Origin of the sequence: Hansschlegelia quercus (assembly GCF_004310425.1) — a bacterium.
In the GTDB taxonomy this organism is placed as follows: Bacteria; Pseudomonadota; Alphaproteobacteria; order Rhizobiales; family Methylopilaceae; genus Methylopila; species Methylopila quercus.
The window spans coordinates 35,595-58,419 of record NZ_SIUB01000005.1 but is presented as its reverse complement, the minus strand read 5'-3'; the positions used below and the strand labels follow the sequence as shown (position 1 = coordinate 58,419).

Genomic DNA, 22,825 nt, shown 5'->3' with positions numbered 1-22,825 from the left:
AAACCCTACGCTCGTCCTTCCGGCATCGCGTCCAGCAGCTTGTCGAGCGTGATCGGATAGTCTCGCACGCGCACGCCGGTGGCGTTGTAGATCGCGTTAGCGATCGCCGCCGCCACGCCGCAGATGCCCAGCTCACCCACGCCTTTCGCCTTCATGGGCGAGGAGTAGGGATCGGTCTCATCAAGGAATACGACCTCCTGGTGCGGGATGTCGGCGTGGACCGGCACCTCGTAGCCCGCGAGGTCGTGGTTGACGAAGAAGCCTCGCTCCTTGTCGACGACGAGATCCTCCATCAGCGCGGCGCCAGCGCCCATGGTCATCGCGCCGATGACCTGACTGCGGGCGGATTTTGGGTTCAGGATCCGCCCCGCAGCGCAGACGGCCAGCATCCGGCGGATGCGAGTTTCCGCGGTCGCGGCGTCGACGCCGACCTCCACGAAATGCGCGCCGAAGGTCGATTGCTGGAAGGTCTTGTCGAGATCGCCGAACTCGATCGCATCTTCCACCACAATGTCCTGCGTCTTGGCGACGCCTGCGAGCGAAGCGGACTTGCCGCCGCCGCGGACCTCGCCGTCGGCGAACTCGGCCGTCGCGGGATCAATGCCTACCTGCCGGGCGACCGCCTCGCGCAGCTTCACGCAGGCAGCGTAGACGCCTGACGTCGCGGAGTTCGCGCCCCATTGGCCGCCGGATCCGGCGGAAACGGGAAACGAGGAATCGCCGAGGCGGACGTCCACTCGCTCCAAGGGCAGGCCCATCATCTCGGCCGCAGTCTGCGCGATGATCGTGTAAGAGCCGGTGCCGATGTCGGTCATGTCGGTCTCGACCGCGACGCGCCCGTTTGCAGAGAGCCGCATACGCGCGCCCGACGTCATCACCTTGTTGTCCCGGAAGGCGGTGGCGACGCCGAGCCCCACCAGCCAGCGGCCGTCGCGCCAAGCGCCTACTTGGGGCCTCGCCGACCAACCGAACTTCTCCGCGCCGATCCTGAAACACTCGGTTAGGCGACGCTGCGAGAAGCGGCGCTCCGGCTTTTCGGGGTCGACCTGCGTGTCGTTGAGGATCCGGAACTCGACGGGATCAATGCCGAGCTTCTCCGCCGCCTCGTCCATAGCGATCTCGAGCGCCATCATGCCCGGCGCCTCGCCGGGAGCGCGCATGGCGTTCCCCTCCGGAAGATCGAGGGTGGCGAGACGGGTCGCGGTCATCCGATGCTCGCCGGCATAGAGCAGCCGGGTCTGGTTGATGGCGTTTTCGGGCCTGCCCTTCGGCAGGTTGCCGGACCAGGTCTCGTGCGCGATCGCCAAGATCTTGCCGTCGCGCGTCGCGCCGATCCGCACCCGCTGGATGGTCGCCGGCCGATGCGTGGTGTTGTTGAAGACGAGAGGCCGCGGCAGCGCGACCTTCACTGGCCGGCCGCAGGCCTTCGCGCCGAGCGCCGCCAGCGCGGCGTCAGCGCGCAGGAACAGTTTGCCTCCGAAGCCGCCGCCCACGAACGGCGACACGATCCGCACCTTCTCCTTCCCTATGTCGAGCGTCTTGGCCAGATCCGACGCGGCCCAGTCGATCATCTGATTGGAGGTCCAGACGGTGACCTTGTCGCCGTCCCACGCAGCCAGGGAGGCGTGCGGCTCCATCATCGCGTGCGCTTGGTCCGGCGTCGTGTAGGTCTCGTCGAGCTTCACAGGCGCCGCCTCGTAGGCGGCCGAGAAGTCGCCCGTCGCGGAGTCCGGCTCATCCTCGCCCATGTTCGGCTTGACGGCTCCGTCCTTGGACGCGTGCAGATCGAAAGCGCCTTTCGACGGCGCGTAGTCGACGCGCACGAGGTTGGCGGCGGCGCGGGCCTGCTCGAACGTTTCAGCGACCACCACGGCGACGGCCTGGTGGTAATGATCGATCTCAGGGCCGCCGAGAAGCTTGGCGATGTTCCTCTTGCCGATTCCGAGCTTGCCCGCGCTCTCGTGCGTGACGATCGCAAGCACCCCGGGCGCCGCCTTTGCCGCGGCGAGGTCGAAGCTGTTGATCCGGCCCTTGGCGATCCCCGCGCCGACGACGTAGCCGATCGCCGGGTTCTCGACGACGTCGTGCCGCTCATAGGCGTAGGGCGCGCGGCCGCAGACTTTGAGCGGTCCGTCGATGCGGTCATAAGGCTTGCCGACCACCTTGAGCTGGTCGATCGGGTTTGTCGTGGCGGGCGTATCGAACTTCATGGGCATCAGCCTCGCGCCTCCGTCAGGACCGAGCCGAGCGTGCGCTGCGCGAGCGTCCGCTTGAACTCGTTGTCGTGGGTGGGTCTCGCGTCGGCGAACAGGCCGTCCGTGACGGCCTTGGCGCCGCGCCTCATGTCCGCCTCGGCGCCCTCGATACGCCACGGCTTCGGAGCGACGCCGCCAACCGCGACGCGGCCGGAGCCGTCCGGCTGCACGATCGCGGCCACCGAAACAAGCGCGAAGGCATAGGACGCGCGGTCCCGCACCTTCCGGTAGACGTGCTTGCCGCCGACAGGAGGCGGCAGCGTCACGGCCGCGATGAGCTCGCCCTTCTCAAGCGCCGTCTCGACGTGCGGCGTGTTTCCCGGTAGGCGGTGGAAGTCGGCGATCGAGATGGTTCGCGCTTCGCCGCCGGGCTTCACCGTCTCCACCACGGCGTCCAGCGCGCGCATAGCGACGGCCATGTCGCTCGGGTGGGTGGCGATGCAGGCGTCGGATACGCCGACAACGGCGAGCTGCCGGCTGAACCCGCCGATCGCTGAGCAGCCAGAGCCGGGCGTCCGCTTATTGCAGGGCTGCGCCGTATCGTAGAAGTACGGGCACCGCGTGCGCTGGAGCAGGTTGCCGGCGGTGGTCGCCCTGTTGCGGAGCTGCCCTGAGGCGCCCGCGAGCAGCGCGCGGGCAAGAAGCGCATAGTCGCGCCTGACGCCCTCGTGGGCGGCGAGGTCGGTGTTGCGGACAAGCGCGCCGATGCGCAGTCCGCCCTCGGGCGTCGCTTCGATCTTGTCGAGAGCGAGCCGGTTCACGTCGATCAGGTGGGTCGGCGTTTCGATCTCGAGCTTCATCAGGTCGAGGAGGTTGGTGCCGCCGGCGATGAACTTGGCGCCGTCGTTCTTGGCGGCCGCAGCGGCGGCCTCGGCCGGGGTTGCGACGCGCTCATAAGTGAAGGCTTTCATGCGCGCCTCCCGGCGACTTCGGCTATTGCTTCGACGATGTTTGAGTAAGCGCCGCAGCGACAGATGTTGCCGCTCATGCGCTCGCGGATTTCGGCGTCGGTGGGGAGCATCTCGCCGAAAAGGTCTTCGGTGACGTGGCTGGGGACGCCGGCCTTGATCTCGGCGAGCGTCGCGACCGCGGAGCAGATCTGGCCCGGCGTGCAGTAGCCGCACTGATAGCCGTCATGCTTCACGAAGGCGGCCTGCATGGGGTGCAGGTTGTCGGGATCGCCGAGGCCCTCGATGGTGGTGACCTCCGACCCCTCGTGCATCACCGCAAGCGTCAGGCAGGAATTGATGCGGTGGCCGTCGACGATCACCGTGCAGGCGCCGCACTGGCCGTGATCGCAGCCTTTCTTGGTGCCGGTGAGATGAAGCCGCTCGCGCAAAGCGTCGAGCAGGGTCGTGCGCGTGTCGACCTCGAGCTGCCGCGCTTCCCCGTTTACCGTGAAGGCGACCGGCGCATAGGTCGGCATCCGCGACTCGGAGGCGAGCCCAGCGCCGGCCTTCGCCAGCTCAGGCGCGGCTGCGAGAACCGCAGCCGCGGCGACGCTGACCATCAGGTCGCGCCGCGATGGATCCCAATGCTGGGGATCGGTCATGTCGTGCTCCCGTCGTCGCGGGGCCGAACATCTTCGCGCCGCCGCTTCCAAACGAACAGGCCGCTCCATGCGGCCTCTCAAGTTTGGAAACGATCCAGGATCGCGACGGTTCGCGTTAATCGCGGGAAGATGGTTGAGCTTATGAGATCTGCTGATGAGCAGCGGCGGAGCCGTACGTCCTGAGGAGCGTCCTCAACCGCCGTGCGAAAGCGCTTTGTCCTAGCCGTCTGGCGCTCTCTGACGGCAAGGTCTGTGACTGGATGGAGACGGTAAGCGACGAGTAACAGGGTGGCTAACGCCACGGCTTGAGCGCGTTGAGCATGTCAGCAACAAGGGGCCCCCGGCGTCGACGGAATTAGCGTCGATCTGAGCCAAACACATCCGACGCTGGTAAGCGCCGCGTATTTCGGTAAGTCTGCAGCTCCGCGTTATTCGTTATGCCTCGGCTCGGATTCGTCGGTCGGCTTCTTCGCCTCCTCCAAGCCGGCCTGCATGGCCCGTTCGCCGCGCTCGAGCTGTTCGTCGGCTTTGGCCTTCAGAGCCGATTTAAGCTCGTCGGCCTCAGACCCCATCAGCCGGTTTTCGGTCTCCGTGCCCGGAAGCGCGGCGCCGAGGGCCGCGCCGATCGCGAGGCCGATGGCGCCGACGGCTATAGGATTTTCGGTGCAAAGCCTCTGCAGCTCGCTGACGGCATCGCCGATCCGGGCGCCGCCGGTCTGCAGCGTGTCTCCGGCCGACGAAGCCAGCGAACCGACCTTGGCGCCGACGCCTTCGACGCCCGATTTCCCGGCGCCCAAAGCGTCACGCATGCCGGCGGATGCGGAGGACATTGCGTCGCCGACCGCGGCCGCGGCGCTCGACGTCAGGTCGCGCGCATCGTGCGCCGTTCGGACACCGCCGCCATGCAGCGCGCCCAGCGACGGGCCGGCGGCGGGCTTGCGGCCGCTCATCAGCCAGGCGAGGCCGGCGCCGATCAGGAGCACGGGCAGGGGATTGTCCCGCGCCTGGGTGGCGGCGTTCCGTACGAAGTCCGAGCCGCCATTGTTGCGAGCGTAAGCGAAGGCCTGGTCGACGACCCGGCCGGGCTCCATCCGGGCGCGGATCTCGTCGAGCGTGGACGACAGTTCGGCGCGGGTGCGTTCAGCGTCGCGTTCGAGTTCGCTGGTGCTTCTAGTCATCGCGTCTGCTCCTTTGCGACGGCGATGTCCTGCTGCATCTGGCCGACCGTCCGCCGCGGCACGATGTCGGTCTTCTTGAGGGCGGCTATCGCCGACGACAGGATGATGCCGCCGACGATCATGACGACGACGCCGACGATGACGACGGACCAGATCGGCGTCACGCCGTAGAGCTGCAGTCCGAGTACGGCGGCCTGAAGCAGCACGACGAGCCCGGCGATGAGCAACGCCGAGGCGATGACGATCGTCATCGCGCTCGCAGCGATCTTCGCGACGGCGTCGCCGACTTCGGATCGGGCGAGCCGCACTTCCTGCTGCGCGAGCGTGGTGACCTGATCGACGAGAGTGGACAGCAGATGGGGAAAGGAGCGCCCGGCGGACGCCTGTTCATGAAGATCGGTCATAGCGGGCGCGCTCCCTCGCGAAATCGCTGGTCGCCTGTCGAGAGACCATCGGGATCGGACGCGCCTGTCGGAGAGCCTCCCATCGAGCCGGGCGCCGCCGGGTTCGCCAAAGGCTTCACGACGTTCGCCGGATGCGGCGCCGTTTCGGAGCCGATCGGCCGGTCGGTGCGCAGCGCCGTGACGGAATGCGCCGGCTCTGCCGCCGGGCCGGGTTGCGCGGTCGCAGCCGACGACGTGCTCTTCAGCAGACGCGAGAGAGCGAAGCCCGCGACCGCCGACGCGGCGAGGAAAGCCGCCGGCTCGCGCCGCGCGAAATCTTTCCCCATCGTCAGGAGATCGCCGATGCTCTTGTCCTTGAGGCTCCGCGAGACGCCCTCGAGCTCATTGGCGGCTTTGCGCACCCACTCCGCCATCATCGGCGATTCTTCGGCGACCTGATCGGCGACGCGGTCGACGGTGTCGGCGACGCCTTTCAGGCGTTCCGCGCCCTTTGCCTTTCCGTCTTCGGCGAATGTCTGGGCGCCCTGCTTCACCTCGTCGGCGAACTGGCGGGCCTGCTCTCCGACGCCGGCGGCGGACGATCCGCTTTCAGCTCCCGGGGATGAAGTTTCGGATGGGTTCGGCATGGTCCTGATCCTCACGTCCTCGATCGGAGACGCACAAACTCAAGCCGCGCGGATGTTGGAAGGTTCCTCTCCTCGCTAGAAAACGTACGTGAAGAGCGCCGCTACTCTCGACGGCGCCGGTCAGGCATTCAGTAGAGCCTCCAGCGCGCGACGGTCCGGCAGCGCACCGAACGTGCCTGGCTTGGTCGCGGTCAGCGCGCCACAGGCTGCAGCGATGCGCATCACTTCGAGCCACGCGCGGCGTTCAGCGAGACCGACGGCGAGGCCGGCGGCGAAGGCGTCGCCAGCGCCGAGGGTGTCGACCGCCTCGACGGGGAACGCCGCCTGGCGGTGGGGCTTGGCGCTGCTGCGGTACAGATGCGCGCCCTGAGCCCCGCTTGTGACGATGAGCGCCTCCACTCCAAACCCGAAGACGACTTCCGCAAGCCGTTCGGACCGATCGCCATCCGCATCGCGTGCGTCGCCGAGCAGGTCGCGCACAAGCGCCTCGGCTTCCGGCGCGTTGACGCACAGCACGGATGTCAGCGCGAGGAGGGGGTCGCTCGGCCGCCGGTAAGGGGAGGGGTTGAGGATCGTCAGGCGGCCCGCCGCGCGCGCGATGGCGAAGGCTTCCGCGATGGGCGCCTCCTCGACCTCGAACTGCGCGAGGCAGACGTCGGCGGCGGCGATCGCCGGCGAGGCCTCCCGCACGTCGCCCGCGCTCAGCGCATGGTTCGCGCCGGGCGCCACCGCGAGGCAGGTTTCACCGCCGCGGGCGATGAAGCCGATGCCTGCGCCGGTCACGCCGGTCTTGTGGCGCAGCATAGAGACGGAAAGCCCTTCCCGCGCGAAGGCGGGCGCGGCGAAGGCGGAAAGCGCGTCGTCACCGATCGCGAACAGCCCGTCTACCGACGCCCCGAGCCTGCGGGCGGCGATCGCGAGGTTAAAACCCTTGCCGCCGGGCTCCTGCAGGAAGGCGTGGCCCCTCAGGGATTCTCCGGGATGCGGCAGGGCCTCCACGGTCACGGTGGAGGCGACCACGAAGCTGCCGATCACGAAAATCTTTGCGTCCGACATGCCTCCGGCCCTAACTTTTGCGGCAGCGCGCGGCGAAGCGATTCATCGCCGGACGACTGGCAAATCCGCTTCCAAGACGGGCGACGTGACCAAGCAAGCCACTCTCTCCAGTCAGTTGCGGTTGAACAATGATACCGCGCTGCCGCATTATCTTCAGCTGGAGAGACAGATCGGCGCGCTGATCGAAACCGGCGTGATCCCGCTCGGCACGACGCTGCCGCCGAGCCGCAAGCTCGCCTCGGATCTGGGCTTGAGCCGGACGACGATCCAGAAATGCTACGACACGCTCCGGCGCAACAATCTGCTGAGCGCGGACGGCCGCCGCGGCTTCACCGTCATCGCCGGCGACCGCGTCGAGCCGAGCCTCGAGCGCCTCAAGGGCTTTACCGAGGAGATGCGCGAGATCGGCCGCACGCCCTCGTCGCGGGTGATCGAGCGGGCGGTCGTCGCCGACAGGTCGGTCGCCTCGGTGTTTGGGCTGCCCTCCACCGCCTCCTTCCTCAAGCTGGTGCGCGTGCGGTTCGGCGACGACACGCCGATGTCGCGCGAAGTCGCCTGGTACAATCTGAGCGCCGCGCCCGCCCTCGAGACCGACGATCTCAAGGGATCGGTCTACGAGCTGTTGCGGAAATCCGGCGCGGCGCTGACGCATTGCGAACAGACGATTGAGGCGGCGCAGCCCAACGCCGAGGAATGCGCAACCTTCGGCTTCGACGAGCCGCGCCCCTGCCTGCTCATCAAACGCCGCTCCTTCGCCGCGGACAACCAGCTCATCGAGTATGTCGAGGGCCTGTTCCGGGGCGACAGCTACGCCTACCGGCTGAAGCTCTCGATCTAGCCGCCGCGACGCCCTTCCAATGCCTCTGTCGGCCGCCGGATGGTCGCGGGCGGTCGCCGCTGTATGGAAGCGTCAACCCATCCCGGAACGGCGCCAAACATTCACTTGACTCTTTTTTGGTCTCTGTTTGGTATCTTTATGGTTCTTGAAATTCGTCTGCGCGCTTGAGCTTCTTGAACGGGGGGAACGCGATGTCGGCCGGAGCCGATCAACCGAAAGCGCAATGCGCCTGCCTGGTCCGGGTCCGCTATCTGGTCGCGACGTCGCGGCGCGGAGGGGGCTATACGATCGGCGTGAAGACAGACCGCTGCCGCCGCCGGGCTGTCGACGAAGATTTGTGCTGGCAGCACGCGAAATCCGCGGGGCGCGACACGCGGGGTTAGGCTGCTCGGTTCGAAGGTTTCTACGGAGTTGCAGCGCGCTTCCGCTCCAGGTAAGGAGCGGCCCGCCGACGTCTCGCGCGCGTGTTTCGTGCCTTCCGTCTCCGCTCTCCATCAGGGCGCAGGAGGGCCTCCACCTAGGCCTTGAGGTGCGATTCTGCTCGCGTCCAGTCGTAGCGCTGGGCGGACGGCTCGCGTCCAAAACCCTGACGCGAAGCCGTCGGGAGGATTTCGCGTAGACACCGCAAACGTCCCCTCACCGCGAAATCAGACGCCTCCGGAAGACACGCTCCCTCGTGGGCAGGGATCAGCGGAGGGTAGCTATGAGACGCGGTCCACCTAGTCCGACGATGGCGGCCCAACGAAATGTGCGATATCTGATGTCGCGTTCGGAGGGACCCCGTAATGGCTGAGCTTTCATCTCAACCTTTAGCGATTCAATCCGTGTATGGCATGTACGCGGAGGATAAACTATTCGTTAATCGAAGATACCAGCGCAAGTTGGTCTGGACACTTGAAGAAAAACAGAGGCTTATCGAGTCAATCCTGAAGAGCTTCCCTATCCCGGCGATCTTGATCGCTGAGCGGGAAAGCGCGAAAGGAACCTATGAGATTATCGACGGGCTGCAAAGGCTTCACGCCATTGTCTCCTTTATCGAAGGCTCTTTTAAAACGCTAGATGGAAGACTTTTTGATCTCAATCATTTCGCGAATGCAAAACGTCGCGCTGATGAAGGTATTTTCACTCCCTTGGTAGGGGACACAAAGCTCACGCAGAAAGAGGTGAGCGTAATTCTCGACTATAGTATGGCCTGGACGGTCATGAGGGGCGCAACTGAAACAGACATTGACGATGTCTTTGGCCGTATCAACATGGTTGGCGTGGTGAGGGAGGCTAAAGCTCTCGGCGTCACAATTGAGCAGTACTTCGCTCTTATCAAAAAAGAAGTTGGAAATTCGGGCCTGTCGGAGGATTTAAAGAAAAGCATCCTCTCAAGCATCGATTATAACTCGTATTACGGCTTGGGAGTTATCGCAATATCGGTTCCTGCGCAAAAAGATGTCTCCTACTTCGATGGAGATGTTTATTGGCGCAGCGGCGACTCAACCCAGAAGGCAAGCAAGGCGGCCGACATCGCAGGGATTGCGAAGCGCTTTGGATAGAGGGCGATTTCGGGAATTAAGCTGGACATTAGATATAAGACTTCGCTGGCTGCGGCCTACGTCGCCCGACGGGCATATTGCGGTTAGTCACCAGGTGCTCGCCTCCCGCAGTAAGCTTTCGGTTTCCGACTATCGAACACCCTCGACTGCCGTTGCCTCAATGCGCCTCCTCCCAGTTCTCCGCCGCCCTCGCATCCACCTGTAGCGGCACCTTCAGCGCCCTCGCAGGCAACGGGGCGTCCTCCATCACGCGCTTGACGATCGGGAGCGTCGCTTCGATCTCGGCTTCGTCGACCTCGAAAATCAGTTCGTCGTGGACCTGCAGCAGCATCTTCGCGCCGAGCTTGGCGTGCTCCAGCGCGCCGGGCATGCGGATCATCGCGCGGCGGATGATGTCGGCGGCCGAGCCCTGGATCGGGGCGTTGATCGCGGCGCGTTCGAAATTGGCGCGCTCGGCCGGGTTCTTCGTCCTGATCTGCGGGTAGTGACACTTTCGGCCGAAGATCGTGGTGACAAAGCCCTGGTCGCGGCAGGCGGCCTTGGTGGCCTCCATGTAGTCGCGGATGCCCGGAAAGCGCTCAAAATAGGTCTTGATGTATTGGCCCGCCTCCTCGCGGCCGATGCCGAGCTGGTTGGCGAGACCGAAGGCCGAGATGCCGTAGACGATGCCGAAATTGATCGCCTTGGCGCGCCGGCGGGTGTGCGGGTCCATCTCCGCGATCGGCACGCGGAACATCTCCGAGGCCGTCATCGCGTGGATGTCGAGCCCATCCGCGAAAGCCTGCCGGAGTTGCGGAATGTCGGCCATATCCGCGAGCAGGCGAAGCTCGATCTGGCTGTAATCCGCCGAGACCAGCCGCTTGCCCGGAGCCGCCACGAAGGCGCGGCGGATTTTGCGGCCCTCTTCCGTGCGCACGGGGATGTTCTGCAAATTCGGCTCGGTGGAGGAGAGCCGGCCTGTCGTCGTCGCCGCGAGCTGGTAGGTGGTGTGGACGCGACGCGTCTCGGGATGAAGATAGGTCGGTAAAGCGTCGGCGTAGGTGGATTTAAGCTTCGACAGCTGGCGCCAGTCGAGGATCAGGCGGGCGAGGTCGACGCCCGAAACCGCGAGCTCCTCGAGCACGCCGGCGGCGGTGCCCCAGGCGCCGGTCTTGGTCTTCTTGGCGCCCGGCAGCTGCATCTTGCCGAACAGGATGTCGCCAAGCTGCTTCGGGGAGCCGATATTGAACGGCTCGCCCGCGGCCTCGTAGACGGAGGCCTCCAGCGCGCCCATGCGCTGCGCGAGCTCTCCGCTCAGCCTCGACAGCATCGCCCGGTCGATCGAGACGCCCTCGCTCTCCATCGCGGAGAGCACGGCGGGCATCGGCCGCTCCAGCGTCTCGTAGACGGTGTTCATGCGCTCAGCGACGAGGCGGGCCTTGAACAGCTTCCACAGGCGCAAAGCGACGTCCGCCCTTTCGGCGGCGTAAGGCGCCGCCTTGTCGAACGAGACCTGCGCGAAGCTGAGGCGTGCGCGGCCCGATCCAGTGACGTCGTCCGCGGTCATCGAGGCGTGGCCGAGATGGCGGCGGCCGAGATCGTCGAGCGAGAGCCCGCCGAGGCCGCTCTCCAACGCATAGGCCATGAGCTGGACGTCGTCATAGGCGCGAAGCGTGATTCCGAGCCGCGAGAGCACGGTGATCCCCTGCTTCACGTCATGGCCGACCTTGAGGATGCTGTCGTCCTCGGCGAGCTCCTTCAGCAGGGTCAGCGCTTCGTTCGCGGGGATCTGGCCGGCGATCACCCCGCCGACGTCGCCGCCGCCTTCGGAGAGCAGATCGGTCGCGGCCTGGATGTGGCCGAGCGGCACATAGGCCGCGCGGTTCGGCCCAAGGGCCAGGGAGATGCCGACGAGCTCGGCGCGCATCGCGTCAGGCCCGGAGATCTCGAGCCCGAGCGCGATCACGCCATCCTCATAGGCGTCCTGCAGCCATTCTCCGAGCCGGCCGACCTCGGTGACGCACTCGTATTTCGAGCGGTCGACAGCGCCGGTCGCCGCCTCCTGCCGCCGCCGCTCGGCGAGGTTTTGAGGCGTGAGGAGTTCTCCGCCATTCCCCTTGCGGGGAGTGGGCGCGGAAGGAGGCGGCGCAGAATGAGCCGGCTGCGCCGGGCGTCGCTCGTCGCCCTCGGAGGGGGGCGCTTCGCCGTCATTCCGCCGCGTCGACATCATCTCCGCGTTTGGCGTCACGCTCGCGACGTCGACGCCGGTGGCCTCCGCCACGCGGCGCGTCAACGTGTTGAACTCCATGGCCTTCAGGAATGCGACGAGCCGCGACGGGTTCGGCTCGTGGACCGCAAGGTCCTCGAGAGGCACGTCCAGCGGCACGTCGGTCTCGAGCGTGACGAGGCGCTTGGAGACGCGCGCGAGGTCGGCGTTCGCAATTAGGTTCTCGCGGCGCTTGGGCTGGCTGATCTCGTGGGCGCGCTCGAGCAGGGTTTCGAGGTCGCCATACTGGTCGAGCAGCTGCGCCGCGGTCTTCGCGCCGATGCCCGGCACGCCCGGCACATTGTCGACGCTGTCGCCCGCGAGCGCCTGCAGGTCGATCATCTTCTCCGGCCGAACCCCAAACTTTTCGAACACCTCGTCCGGACCGATGCGCTTGTCCTTGACGGGGTCGAGCATGGTGACGAGCCCGCCGACGAGCTGGAACAGGTCCTTGTCGGAGCCGACGATCGTCACCTCCGCGCCAGCCTCGGCGCCCAGCCGCGCATAGGTCGCGATCAGGTCGTCCGCTTCGTAGCCGCCCTTCTCGATCGCCGGGATCGAAAACGCCTCGGTCGCGCGCCTGATCAGCGGGAACTGCGGGATCAGATCGTCCGGCGGCTCCGAGCGGTTCGCCTTGTAGGTCTCGTGGATCTCCTTGCGGAAGGTGACTTCGGACTTGTCGAAGATCACCGCGAGATGGGTCGGATCGACCCAGCCGGCGTCGCGGAGCAGCTTCCAGAGCATGTTGCAGAAGCCCGATACGGCGCCGACCGGCAGCCCGTCGGATGGGCGCGTCAGGGGCGGCAGCGCGTGGAAGGCGCGGAAAATGTAGGACGAGCCGTCCACGAGGACGAGATGGTCGCCTTTGGCGACGGGGCGGTTCGGCATGCGGAAGTCCCATCGGGGTGCGGCCGGGGACTATAAGGGTGCGGCGTCCGAAAGGAACCTCACGGAAGGCGCCGCGGCGGAGAGGCTGCGCCGTCGACCCAGTCCCGGCGCGTCGCAAACGAAAGCGGCGCGCCGGTTGCTCGGCGCGCCGCGGAATTGTCGACCGACGCGGGCGCGAAGCCCGCGTCAGCTCACTTCTCGATGGTGACCGACTTGCCGCTATCGGCCGTCAGCGGCGTCTGGCCGGGCGTGTAGCCGTTCAGCGAGAGAATGTAGGAGACGATCGGGTAGAGCTGATCGTCGGTGAGCGAGCCCGGCGCCGTCTGCGGCATGTTGGCGTGGATCCAGGTGCTCACGTCGGTGACCGACTGACCCCCGAAGCGGCCTTTGAAGGTGTCGCCCATCAGCGCGGGCCCGAGCGCGCCCTTGCCCTTGGCGGCGTGGCACGTGCGGCAATGCGTGTTGTACTCGGACGTGCCCTTGGTGAGCTGGTCCTGAGTGAAGGGCCCTTCAGCCGCGGAAGCGGAGCCCGCGAAGGCCGCAGCGCTGAACGCGGCGGCTGCAAGAAGGCCGTGGATCTTCATGTTTGTTTCTCCCTACCCGCACGAGGCGCACGCAACATTACGTGGCGCTTTCATACCAAGCGTCATCCCGCGCTACCTAAACTTTTTCTAGTTACAAAGCCTGATTGCGGCGTCTGGTCGCGCCACCGTGAACGCACGGGGCGTGTCACTCCGCGAGCTGCAGCCGCGGGTTGTCAGTTCTGGGCCGATCGATGCGGAAAGCGCGCGGCCGTTCGAACAGGAAGGTTCCCCAGCCGGTTTTCACGATCCCCCAGTGCAGAGCAAGGGGGACGACCACGCCGGCCGCCGTGACGATCGCGGAAATCGCGCCGACGTCCGAGATGACGCCCGTGTTCAACAGGATGACGCGAGCGAGCACCATCGGCAGGAAGAAGGCGAGATAGACGACGATCGAGCGCTCGCCGGCATAGCGCAGCGGCTCGGAGGCCTTCGAGCCCGCCAGCAGCGCAGCCGTGGTGACGATCGCGAGCGCGCCGGCGACGCCGAGCACGAGGCTGACGCCGATCTGTTCGGAAAGGCCGCCGAACACTGCCCAGGCGTGAATGAACGCCCAGGCGGCGAGGCCGGTCAGCGCAAGCGCCGATCTCCGCCGCACGTTCTCGGCGAAGGCGAAGATCAGCGGCGCGCCGTACCACCCGAGCATCACGTAGAACAGCCGCGCGCAGAACTCGTCTGGGACCATCCAGCCGGTCTCGACCCGAAGCGATTCCAGGCCCGCCGCGAAGGCGAGCACCAGCAGCGGAGGCAAGCCTTTCACGAGCTTGGCGAACACGAAGAAGATCGGCAGCAAATAGATGAACCAGAGCGTGCCGAACGGGTCGACCAGCGACAGAAGGAACTGGTGGACGACCTCGCCGATCCCCTCGTCCATCGCCACCGCCGGCCAGCGGGCGGCGCCCTGGATGACGAGCCAGAGGAAGTAGAAATAGGCGAAATGCACGACCTTGCGGTCGAGATAGAGCCGCCAAGGCCGGTCGATCACCAGCGCGAGAAAAAGCCCCGAGATCATGAAGAAGTCCGGCATCCGGAACGGCCGCGCGAACGTGACCACGTAATGCATGAAGCCCTCTTCGCCCGCGGCTTTTTCGACGCCAAGAGTGGAGTGCATCATCACGACGAGAACGATGCAGATGCCCTTGGCGACGTCGACCCAATCGAGGCGCGGCTTCATTGCGGATGCGTCGCGGGCGCTGGCCATGGCGTCGGTCCCAGGAGGAGGTTCACGTCCACCATAAAGCGAAGGTTTTCAGGGAAGGTGAAAGGCGGTCCGTCTAAATCGGGGTCGGAAGGTAAGGATTTGTTAGGCGCTCTGAAGCAGGCGAAGAGGCCTTATACGTGCTGAAATCAGCCTCGTCCTACCGCCCTCCGGATCCCGTCGGCGATCTCGCGGCGATAGGCGGACGGGGCTCGATCCAGCCGTCCATAAATGTGGAAGATCGCGGGCTGCACGACGAGGCCGAGCGCCATGGCGGCGGCGAGAACCGGGTCGCTCGCAGGGATCTCGCCTTCCGCCATCGCCTCCTCGAACACCCGCACCAGCGCCGCGACGGCGTTCTCGGGGGCTAACTGGTCGAGCGCCCTCAGGTGCTCGTGCTGCGCGATGAGCACATAGGCAAAGCCGTCGGGATCGGCGTCGAACGTGTCCGCGAAGAATCCGACCAGCGCGTCCAGCCTGGCGTCGAAGCCGTGATGATCGGCGCGCGCGGCTTCGACGCCACGGGCGAGAGCGCCGTAGCGGTCGAGGAATAGCGCGCGGGCGAACTCCTCCTTTGAGGCGAAGTGCCGGTAGAGCGCGCCCTCGGTGACGCCGACCGCCTGGGCGATGTCGCGGATCGACGTGCCGGCCACGCCGCGCGCCGCGAACAGCCGGATCGCCGCCGCCTCGATGCGGCCGCGCGTGTCCGCGGAGGCGGACGCCGACCTCACGCCGCCTTCTCCTCGCCGACCACAAGGCGGGCGATCGTGACGTAATCGGTCTTGCCAGAGCCCAGCAGCGGGATCGCCTCGACGACGCGGATCTCGGCGGGGACCGCAAGGTCGGGGAGACCCGCATCGCGCATCGCGGCGCGCAACTCGCCGCGGTCGGGCTGCGGGCGGGTGGTGAGCAGCACCACACGCTCCCCCTTGCGCTCGTCGGGAACAGCGATCGCGGCGTGCGCCTCATCCGGCCAGACGCGTCCGACCGCCTCTTCGACGACCCCGAGCGAGACCATCTCGCCCGCGAGCTTGGCGAAGCGCTTGGCGCGGCCCTTGATGCGGACGAAGCCGCCACCGTCGAGCGTGACGATGTCGCCGGTGTCGTGCCAGCCACCGGGCGGCGGCTCCAGCACGCCGGGATTGTCCGTTCGGAGATAGCCGAGCATAACGTTCGGGCCGCTGATCGCGAGCCGGCCGCCCTCAGCGACGCCTTCGACCGGATCGAGCCGGTGCGCCACGCCGGGCAGAAGCTGGCCGACGGAGCCCGGCTGGTTGAACATTGGCGTGTTGACCGCGACGACCGGGCTCGCCTCGGTGACGCCGTAGCCCTCCAGAATCCTCAGGCCGAACTTCTCGCTCCAGACCCGTCGCGTCTCCGGCTTCACGGCCTCGGCGCCCGCGACCACGAGCCGAAGAGAGCGGAAGTCGTAAGGGTGCGCGGAGCGCGCATAGCCCGCGAGGAAAGTGTCCGTGCCGAACAGCACGGTGGCGTTCAGGCCGTAGAGCAACTCCGGCACCTGCCGGTAGTGCAGCGGAGAGGGATAGAGCAGGGTCCTGACGCCCGAGACCATCGGCAGCAACAGGCCGCCTGTCAGCCCGAAGGCGTGGAACACCGGCAGCACGTTGAAGATAAAGTCGGCTGGGCCGAAATCGATCCTGGCGGCCACCTGCGCGACGTTCGACAGCAGATTGCGATGGCTGAGCACGACGCCCTTAGGCGCGCCCTCCGAGCCCGAGGTAAACAGGATCGCGGCGGGCGCGTCGGGATCGCCGCCGACGGCCCGGCCGCTGAGAAGAAGTCCGCGAAGACGGTCGAGCGTCCCGATTGTCGCGCGGACGTCCTCGAGATAGACGAGCTCCACCGCCTCCTTGAGCGCCGCCTCCTCGCGCTGCAGTCGGCCTTTCTCGATGAAGGCGCGTGACGTCAGCACGGTCGCGATCTGCGCCGCGCGGCAGGCGGCGACGAGGTTCGCCGGGCCCGCCGTGTAGTTCAGCATCGCCGGAACGCGCCCGCCGCGATGAAGCGCGAGGAAGGCGACGGCGACGCCCGCCGCGTTTGGCAGGAAGACGACAACGGCCTCGCCTGGCTTCGTCAGCGGGTCGATCTTGGCGTCGAGCGCGGCGGCGGCCGCCAGCAGCCGGCGATAGGTGAGCTTAGTCCCGAACGGATCCTCCACCGCCGGACGGCCGAACCCTTCCGACCGCGCCGCCGCGACTGTCGCCTGGTGGATCGTGCGGTCGGCGTTGGTGGTCGCAAACAGCATGCGCTCCATGAGCGCGGTCAGCGCCGCGCCCGCGGCCTGCCTGCGCTTGCGGCCGACAAGGGCGGGGTCGATCTCCAGCCGCTCCGGCGGCAGCACCGTGACGATCACCTTCGGAAACCAGCGTTTCCGGACTTGGGAGGGCAGCAGATAGGAGAATGGCGAGCGGTCGAGCCCCTCGATCCGCACCGGCACGACCGGCGCGTCGCCGCGCACCGCGATCAGCCCCGCGCCGTCATAGACCTTCATCAGCGAGCCGGTGACGGTGATCCGTCCCTCCGGGAAAATCACCAGCCGCTCGTCGGATTTCACGAGGTTGATGAGCGCGCGCGTCGCGAGCGGCTTCGCGGGGTCCATCGGGAAAGCCCGCACGAGGCGCATGAACGGCTTCACCCACCAGCGTTCGGCCATGCCGCTGTTGATCGCGAAGACCGGGTCATTGGTCATCAGCGACATGATCAGCGGCGCGTCGAGCAGGCTGACGTGATTGACCGCGATCACGGCGCGTGGCCCGACCTTGTCGAGGTTCTCCATGCCGCGGACTTCGACGCGGAAGATCAGCGTCGCGATCAGATGCGCGATGTCCCGGGCGATCGAGCCCGGCAGCGCGCGGCCGAGGAAGGGTGCGCCGATCAGCGAGGCCAAGCCCAGCAGGCCGATCAGCGTGGACGTCGAGAGGCCCGCTGCCTGCAGCGCGATCAGCGCTACGGCGCCGGCGACCATGAAGGCGGCGTTGAGGACGTTGTTCGCGGCGATCACGCGGGCGCGGCGGTCCTCGTCCGCTTCGCCCTGCAGGAAGGCGAACACCGGCACGACGAACAGCCCGCCGGCGGCCGCCATGCCCATGAGGTCGATGGCGATGCGGAGGTCGCCGGGGCCGCGCAGGAATTCGCTCCAGCCGATCGCAGGCTCCGCCGGGATCAGACCGTAGGTCGCGAAGGCGAGGTCGAGCGCGAACAGGCCGACGATCACGCCGGCGATCGGGGTCAGCGCGAGCAGCACGCGACGTTCGCTGAGCCTTGCCGCGAGCAGCGAGCCAAGCGCGATGCCGACGGTGAAGACGATCAGGAACAGGGTGACGACGCTCTCCGCGCCGCCGATTGAGGTCTTCACCAGCTGCGGCACGAGCGCGAGGATGATGCCGCCGGTAAGCCAGAAGCAGCTCACGGCGATCGCCGCGATCCATTGGCGCGGCTGACGCTTAAGGTCCTTAAGCAGCCCGAACGCGCTCTTGAAGATGTTGCGCTCGATCTTCAGGCCTGGCGCGCTTTCGCCGGTCGGCGGGATAGCGCAAGCGCTGAGGAAGGCGAGGAGAGAGATCGCGATGGTCACCCCCGCGACTGCCCAGGGGCTCGCCTCCGCGACCATGATGCCGCCGCCGACCGTGCCGGCGAGGATGGCGATGAAGGTCGCGGTCTCGATCAGCGCGTTGCCGGCGACGAGCTCCTCGCGGCGGAGATGATCGGGCAGGATGCCGTACTTCACGGGCCCGAACAGGGAGGACAGCACGCCCGTGAGGAACAGCGCGACGAACAGCAGGAAGGCGGATGGGATCAGGAAACCGATCGAAGCGATGATCGCGACGCCGATCTCACCGGCTTTGGTCCAACGCGCGACGCGGGCCTTGTCGTAGCGGTCGGCGAGCTCGCCGCCGAGCGCCGAGAGCAGGAAGAACGGCAGGATGAACATGCCCCCCGCCAGCGTCACCAGCATCGGCCCGCTTGTCCCGCCAAGCCGGAACAGCAGCAGGATGACAAGCGCGTTCTTGATGAAATTGTCGTTGAACGCGGCGAACAGCTGGCAGCCGAACAGCGGCGCGAAGCGGCGGGAGCGGAGCAGTTCGAACATGGCCGAAATCTCGCGTTCAAGTATGTGAGTAAATGTTTACTCGCGAACAATTCGCCACGTCAAGGGTGCGATCAGCTGGTTGGCCCCGGCCCCGTCATCGTCGCCGCGTCCCGCTTGCGCCTCTTCTCGCGCCCCCGCTACTCTGCGCTCATCACCAGGACGAACCCCCATGGCGACCCGCGGCTTCATCGGACGGCGGACACCCGAAGACCACGCCGCGCGCACCCCTCCGGGCCAGGCGCTGACGACGGACTTCCCAGTCCTCTCCGCTGGCCCCACGCCGCGGATCAAGCTCGAGGACTGGAAGTTCACGCTCAAAGTCGGGCCACGGCCGGTGTTCGCCTGGGATTGGAAGACGTTCGACGCCCTGCCGAAGACGGCGTTCACCCGCGACATCCATTGCGTCACCACGTGGTCGAAGCTCGACACCAAATGGGAGGGCGTGACGATCGACGATCTGCTCGCAGCGGCGGGGATGGAGGCCGCGACGCCCTTCGTGCTCGCGCACGGCTTCGACGGCTATTCCACAAACGTGCCGACCGCTGATCTCGCGGGATCGAAGGCGATGATCGCCACCACCTATGACGGCAAGCCGCTGACGCCGGACCATGGCGGCCCGGCGAGGCTGCTGGTGCCGCATCTCTATCTCTGGAAGTCCGCGAAGTGGGTCAGCGGACTGCAGTTCACAGAGGTCGACACGGCCGGCTTCTGGGAGCTCCGCGGCTACCACATGGTTGGCGATCCCTGGCGCGAGCAGCGCTACCACGACGACCCGTGAGCGCTAGCCCTTCGCCCTGGGAGCGGGCTACGATCAGCGCGATCTCGGACCTGACGCCACGGGTCAAGAGCTTCACGTTTGCGCCCGAAACGCCGTTCCGGTTCCGCCCTGGGCAGCATGTCGATCTCAGGCTCACCGCGCCCGACGGCTACCAGGCCCGGCGGAGCTATTCGATCGCCTCTGCGCCGTCGGCTGACGGGACGATCGAGCTCGCCATCGAGCGGCTCGACGACGGCGAGGTGTCGTCTTTTTTCCATGAGGCCGCCGAGGTCGGCGACGCAATTGAGCTGCGCGGACCGATCGGGGGGCACTTCGTCTGGGATTCCGATGATGGCGGGCCGCTGCTGCTGATCGGCGCGGGCTCCGGCGTTGCGCCGCTGATGGCGATGATCCGCGAGCGCGCAGGCCAAGGCTCGGCCGTGCCCGCATTGCTGGTGCTCGCCGCGCGAGGCTGGGACAACATCCTGTTCCGCGACGAACTTCTGGCTCTGGAGGCGCGGACGGACGGCTTCGAACTCGTCTTCGCTTTGTCGCGGGAGGCGGTGCGGCGCGACCGCGACCATGGCGGGCGAATCGATCAGGCGCTGGCCGCCGCCGCATTGGCGCGGCTCCCTTCGCCGCCGACCTTCGCCTTCGTCTGTGGATCGAACGCCTTCGTCGAGGCCGCGACCTCGGCCTTCATCGAAGCTGGCCTCGACTCCAAGATCATCCGGACCGAGCGCTACGGCGGCTGACGCTTCAGCCGAAGCGGTGCAGGGCGAGCAGCACGAGCATCGTGTAGATGACGCCGGAGCCGACGAAGAACCAGGCGGGATGGATCCCGGGCGACGTGCGCATGAGGATCGTGGCGACGCCGCCGATCAGCGCCATCAGGAGCAGCGCTCCGACCAGTACGCCCGCGCGTCGCGCCCATTGCATCATCGAAGCTGCCCGGTGAAGATCGCCAGACAATGCGGCGCCCGGCATCTTGGGCCAAGAGGCGACCGTGGCTGGAACAAGCATCGTGCTTCGCATCGCCTTCGTCGTCCTCCTGATCGTCGCCGCGCTCGGCTTCACTGACGGCCGCGGGCGGCTTGCGCATGTGGCCTACGAGGCCGGTTCTCCGCGCGTCGCGGCGCTGCTGATCGGCGGGCCGGCCTGGCGGGGCGTCGCGCATTACGAGGCCGGGCGTTATCCGCAAGCATCGGCCGCCTTCCGTGAGGACGAGTTTCCCGGCCGGCTCTATGATCTCGGCACGGCGCTGGCGCGCGAAGGCCGGCTCAAGGAAGCGTCCGAAGCCTTCGACGATGCGCTCGAGCGCGACCCGAACGACGAGGACGCGCGCTACAATCTGGCCGTCGTCGAGGCCATGCTCGCCAAGGTGCCGACGCCCGGCGCCGATGCGAAGAACCCGGCGAACGCCAGCGCAAACCAGAACAAGCGCGGCGGCGAAGCCCCGAGCGACGCCGAGAACGAGATCAGCTCGACGGGCCTTGGCGCGGCCGGCGACCGCGATTCCGGCCGCGAGGCCAATTCGGCGGGACCGAGCAAAGTGCTGCGCACCGGCCGGGCGAACCCGACCAACGACCCGAACAAGAGCAAGCAGGCGAGCGGTTCGATCGGCTCGTCGGCGGGCATCGGCCGCACCGGCGACAGCAACACGAATGTGGCCAAGCCCTACGAGCAGCCCGCGCTGCGCAGCGACGTGGTGCTGACGACGACGGTCTACGCCTCCCGCCAGTGGCTGGAGACCCTGCCCGACGATCCCGGCGCCTATGTGAAGAAGCTGTTCGCCCAGCAGCGCGAAGCGCGCAAGGAGCGCGGCCTGGCGGCGCCGGAGGTGACGGACCCTTGGTGACGCGAGCGTACCGCAGTCACGCCTTCAGCCGGTACCCTGTCTTGAACACGTACCAGACGGCGGTCAGGCAAATCGCGAGGAAGACCAGCGTCATCGCGAGGCTGATCTCCACGCCGACGTCGGACTGGCCGAAGAAGCTCCAGCGGAAGCCCGAGATCAGATAGACGACAGGGTTGAACAGTGACACGCCGCGCCAGAACGGCGGGAGCATATCGATCGAGTAGAACGCCCCGCCGAGAAATGTCAGCGGCGTCACGATCAGCAGCGGCACGAGTTGCAGCTTCTCGAAGCCGTCGGCCCAGATGCCGATGATGAAGCCGAACAGCGAGAAGGTGACGGCGGTGAGCACGAGGAAGCCGACCATCCATACCGGATGCTGGATCTGCAACGGCACGAACAGCGAGGCCGTCGCCAGCATGATTAGTCCGATCAGGATCGACTTGGTCGCGGCCGCGCCGACATAGGCGACCGTGATCTCGATAAACGAGATCGGGGCCGACAGGATCTCGTAGATCGTGCCCGCGAAGCGCGGAAAGTAGATGCCGAACGAAGCGTTTGCGATCGACTGCGTCAGCAGCGTCAGCATGATCAGGCCCGGAACGATGTACGCGCCATAGGAGACGTTATCGACCTGCTGGATGCGTGAGCCAATGGCCGCGCCGAACACCACGAAATAAAGCGAGGTCGAAATTACAGGAGAGATGATCGACTGCATCACGGTGCGCCAGGCGCGCGCCATTTCGAAATAGTAGATCGCGTAGATCGCGCGCCAGTTCATCGATTGGCTCCCACCAGGCCGACGAAGATGTCCTCAAGCGAACTCTGCTTCGTCTGGAGGTCCTTGAAGTGGATGCCGGCGGCCGCAAGGTCCGTCAGCAGGCCGGTGATCCCGGTGCGATCCCCTTGAGTGTCGTAGGTGTAGACCAGCGAGCAGCCGTCGTCGGCGAGCTCGAGCTGGTGGCCCGCCAATGCCGGAGGCACAGCCCCGAGGGGCTCGGCGAGCTGCAGCGTCAGCTGCTTCTGGCCGAGCTTCGCCATCAGCGCGGCCTTATCCTCGGTCAGGATGATCTCGCCGCCCAGGATGACGCCGACCCGGTCGGCCATCTCCTCGGCCTCCTCGATGTAGTGGGTGGTGAGGATGATGGTGACGCCGGTCTCGCGAAGACCGCGCACCAGCGCCCACATGTCCCGCCTCAAGCCGACGTCGACGCCCGCTGTCGGCTCGTCGAGGAACAGCACGCGCGGCTCGTGGGCCAGCGCCTTGGCGATCAGCACGCGCCGCTTCATGCCGCCGGAGAGCGTGCGGATCTGCGCGTCCTTCTTCTCCCACAGCGACAGGTCGCGCAGGATCCGCTCGATCTTGGCGGGATCTTTCGGCTTGCCGAACAGGCCGCGGCTGAAGCTCGTGGTCGACCAGACGCTCTCGAAATGGTCCGTCGTGAGCTCCTGAGGGACCAAACCGACAAGCGCGCGGGCGGCGCGGTAGTCCCTGACGATATCGTGCCCGTCGATAGAGGCGCGGCCTTCGCTCGGGGTCACGATCCCGCATAGGATCGAGATCAGCGTCGTCTTGCCGGCGCCGTTCGGCCCGAGCAGCGCGAAGATCTCCCCACGGTCGATCGAAAGGTCGATCGATTTCAGCGCGGGGAGGCCGGTGGCGTAGGTCTTGGAGAGGTTTTCGACGGAGATGATTGGCGGCATGGCCGCGAGATAGAGGTCGGGCCCCGCTTCGTC

20 protein-coding genes are annotated in these 22,825 nt (G+C 66.7%); 5 read left to right on the top strand and 15 right to left on the bottom strand.

What is annotated here, in order from left to right; translation table 11 throughout:
* Positions 1–5: 5 nt before the first annotated feature.
* From paoC to EYR15_RS11225, 7 genes are all read right to left on the bottom strand, one after another.
* On the bottom strand, positions 6–2,210 hold the full coding sequence (gene paoC / locus EYR15_RS11255; protein ID WP_131003853.1) for an aldehyde oxidoreductase molybdenum-binding subunit PaoC: 2,205 nt from the start codon (positions 2,208–2,210) through the stop codon (positions 6–8).
* A gap of 5 nt (positions 2,211–2,215) precedes the next feature.
* Positions 2,216–3,166: an FAD binding domain-containing protein gene (locus EYR15_RS11250; RefSeq protein ID WP_131003647.1), complete on the bottom strand. Its 951-nt coding sequence runs from the start codon at positions 3,164–3,166 to the stop codon at positions 2,216–2,218.
* A complete protein-coding gene (gene paoA, locus EYR15_RS11245) occupies positions 3,163–3,807 on the bottom strand; it encodes an aldehyde dehydrogenase iron-sulfur subunit PaoA (protein WP_131003646.1) in 645 nt (214 codons plus the stop codon). Before paoA ends, EYR15_RS11250 begins: the two co-directional genes overlap by 4 nt.
* Before the next feature lie 428 nt (positions 3,808–4,235).
* On the bottom strand, positions 4,236–4,985 hold the full coding sequence (locus EYR15_RS11240; protein ID WP_131003645.1) for a DUF3618 domain-containing protein: 750 nt from the start codon (positions 4,983–4,985) through the stop codon (positions 4,236–4,238).
* Complete coding sequence (locus EYR15_RS11235) at positions 4,982–5,389, bottom strand: phage holin family protein (protein ID WP_131003644.1); 408 nt, start codon at positions 5,387–5,389, stop codon at positions 4,982–4,984. Before EYR15_RS11235 ends, EYR15_RS11240 begins: the two co-directional genes overlap by 4 nt.
* Positions 5,386–6,015 carry a hypothetical protein gene (locus EYR15_RS11230; protein WP_131003643.1) on the bottom strand — a complete coding sequence of 210 codons (630 nt, stop codon included), beginning with the start codon at positions 6,013–6,015 and terminating at the stop codon, positions 5,386–5,388. Before EYR15_RS11230 ends, EYR15_RS11235 begins: the two co-directional genes overlap by 4 nt.
* Positions 6,016–6,135: 120 nt before the next feature.
* On the bottom strand, positions 6,136–7,071 hold the full coding sequence (locus EYR15_RS11225; RefSeq protein WP_131003642.1) for a ribokinase: 936 nt from the start codon (positions 7,069–7,071) through the stop codon (positions 6,136–6,138).
* Positions 7,072–7,156: 85 nt separating this feature from the next.
* Between EYR15_RS11225 and EYR15_RS11220 the strand changes: the two genes are divergently transcribed.
* Positions 7,157–7,909: a GntR family transcriptional regulator gene (locus tag EYR15_RS11220; protein WP_245498263.1), complete on the top strand. Its 753-nt coding sequence runs from the start codon at positions 7,157–7,159 to the stop codon at positions 7,907–7,909.
* A gap of 785 nt (positions 7,910–8,694) precedes the next feature.
* On the top strand, positions 8,695–9,453 hold the full coding sequence (locus EYR15_RS11215) for a DUF262 domain-containing protein (RefSeq protein ID WP_131003640.1): 759 nt from the start codon (positions 8,695–8,697) through the stop codon (positions 9,451–9,453).
* A 157-nt stretch (positions 9,454–9,610) separates the two neighbouring features.
* Here EYR15_RS11215 and polA read toward each other — a convergent pair whose 3' ends face one another.
* The 5 genes from polA to EYR15_RS11190 form a co-directional block, all read right to left on the bottom strand.
* Positions 9,611–12,586 carry a DNA polymerase I gene (gene polA, locus EYR15_RS11210; protein WP_131003639.1) on the bottom strand — a complete coding sequence of 992 codons (2,976 nt, stop codon included), beginning with the start codon at positions 12,584–12,586 and terminating at the stop codon, positions 9,611–9,613.
* A gap of 191 nt (positions 12,587–12,777) precedes the next feature.
* Positions 12,778–13,170 (bottom strand): c-type cytochrome, encoded by a 393-nt coding sequence (locus EYR15_RS11205; RefSeq protein ID WP_131003638.1) that lies wholly within the window; start codon positions 13,168–13,170, stop codon positions 12,778–12,780.
* A gap of 145 nt (positions 13,171–13,315) precedes the next feature.
* Positions 13,316–14,368 (bottom strand): acyltransferase family protein, encoded by a 1,053-nt coding sequence (locus tag EYR15_RS11200; RefSeq protein WP_131003637.1) that lies wholly within the window; start codon positions 14,366–14,368, stop codon positions 13,316–13,318.
* A gap of 146 nt (positions 14,369–14,514) precedes the next feature.
* Complete coding sequence (locus tag EYR15_RS11195; RefSeq protein ID WP_131003636.1) at positions 14,515–15,096, bottom strand: TetR/AcrR family transcriptional regulator; 582 nt, start codon at positions 15,094–15,096, stop codon at positions 14,515–14,517.
* A complete protein-coding gene (locus tag EYR15_RS11190; protein WP_131003635.1) occupies positions 15,093–18,476 on the bottom strand; it encodes an acyl-[ACP]--phospholipid O-acyltransferase in 3,384 nt (1,127 codons plus the stop codon). Before EYR15_RS11190 ends, EYR15_RS11195 begins: the two co-directional genes overlap by 4 nt.
* A 169-nt stretch (positions 18,477–18,645) precedes the next feature.
* On the opposite strand from EYR15_RS11190, the gene EYR15_RS11185 reads away from it, so the two are divergent.
* Both EYR15_RS11185 and EYR15_RS11180 read left to right on the top strand, forming a co-directional pair.
* Complete coding sequence (locus EYR15_RS11185; protein WP_131003634.1) at positions 18,646–19,254, top strand: sulfite oxidase-like oxidoreductase; 609 nt, start codon at positions 18,646–18,648, stop codon at positions 19,252–19,254.
* Positions 19,251–19,988 carry a ferredoxin reductase gene (locus tag EYR15_RS11180; protein WP_131003633.1) on the top strand — a complete coding sequence of 246 codons (738 nt, stop codon included), beginning with the start codon at positions 19,251–19,253 and terminating at the stop codon, positions 19,986–19,988. Before EYR15_RS11185 ends, EYR15_RS11180 begins: the two co-directional genes overlap by 4 nt.
* 4 nt (positions 19,989–19,992) lie before the next feature.
* Here EYR15_RS11180 and EYR15_RS11175 read toward each other — a convergent pair whose 3' ends face one another.
* Positions 19,993–20,256, bottom strand: a complete 264-nt coding sequence (locus EYR15_RS11175; RefSeq protein WP_131003632.1) for a hypothetical protein — start codon at positions 20,254–20,256, stop codon at positions 19,993–19,995.
* Here EYR15_RS11175 and EYR15_RS11170 point away from each other — a divergent pair.
* The gene (locus EYR15_RS11170) at positions 20,240–21,091 is read left to right on the top strand and encodes a tetratricopeptide repeat protein (protein ID WP_245498262.1); all 852 of its coding nucleotides are present in this window, start codon (positions 20,240–20,242) and stop codon (positions 21,089–21,091) included. The two genes, EYR15_RS11175 and EYR15_RS11170, sit on opposite strands and share 17 nt — an antisense overlap.
* A gap of 16 nt (positions 21,092–21,107) precedes the next feature.
* Here EYR15_RS11170 and EYR15_RS11165 read toward each other — a convergent pair whose 3' ends face one another.
* Together EYR15_RS11165 and EYR15_RS11160 are read right to left on the bottom strand one after the other, a co-directional pair.
* A complete protein-coding gene (locus tag EYR15_RS11165) occupies positions 21,108–21,869 on the bottom strand; it encodes an ABC transporter permease (RefSeq protein WP_131003631.1) in 762 nt (253 codons plus the stop codon).
* Positions 21,866–22,792, bottom strand: a complete 927-nt coding sequence (locus EYR15_RS11160; protein WP_131003851.1) for an ABC transporter ATP-binding protein — start codon at positions 22,790–22,792, stop codon at positions 21,866–21,868. The genes EYR15_RS11165 and EYR15_RS11160 overlap by 4 nt, the downstream gene beginning before the upstream one ends.
* Between the last annotated feature and the right edge of the window lie 33 nt (positions 22,793–22,825).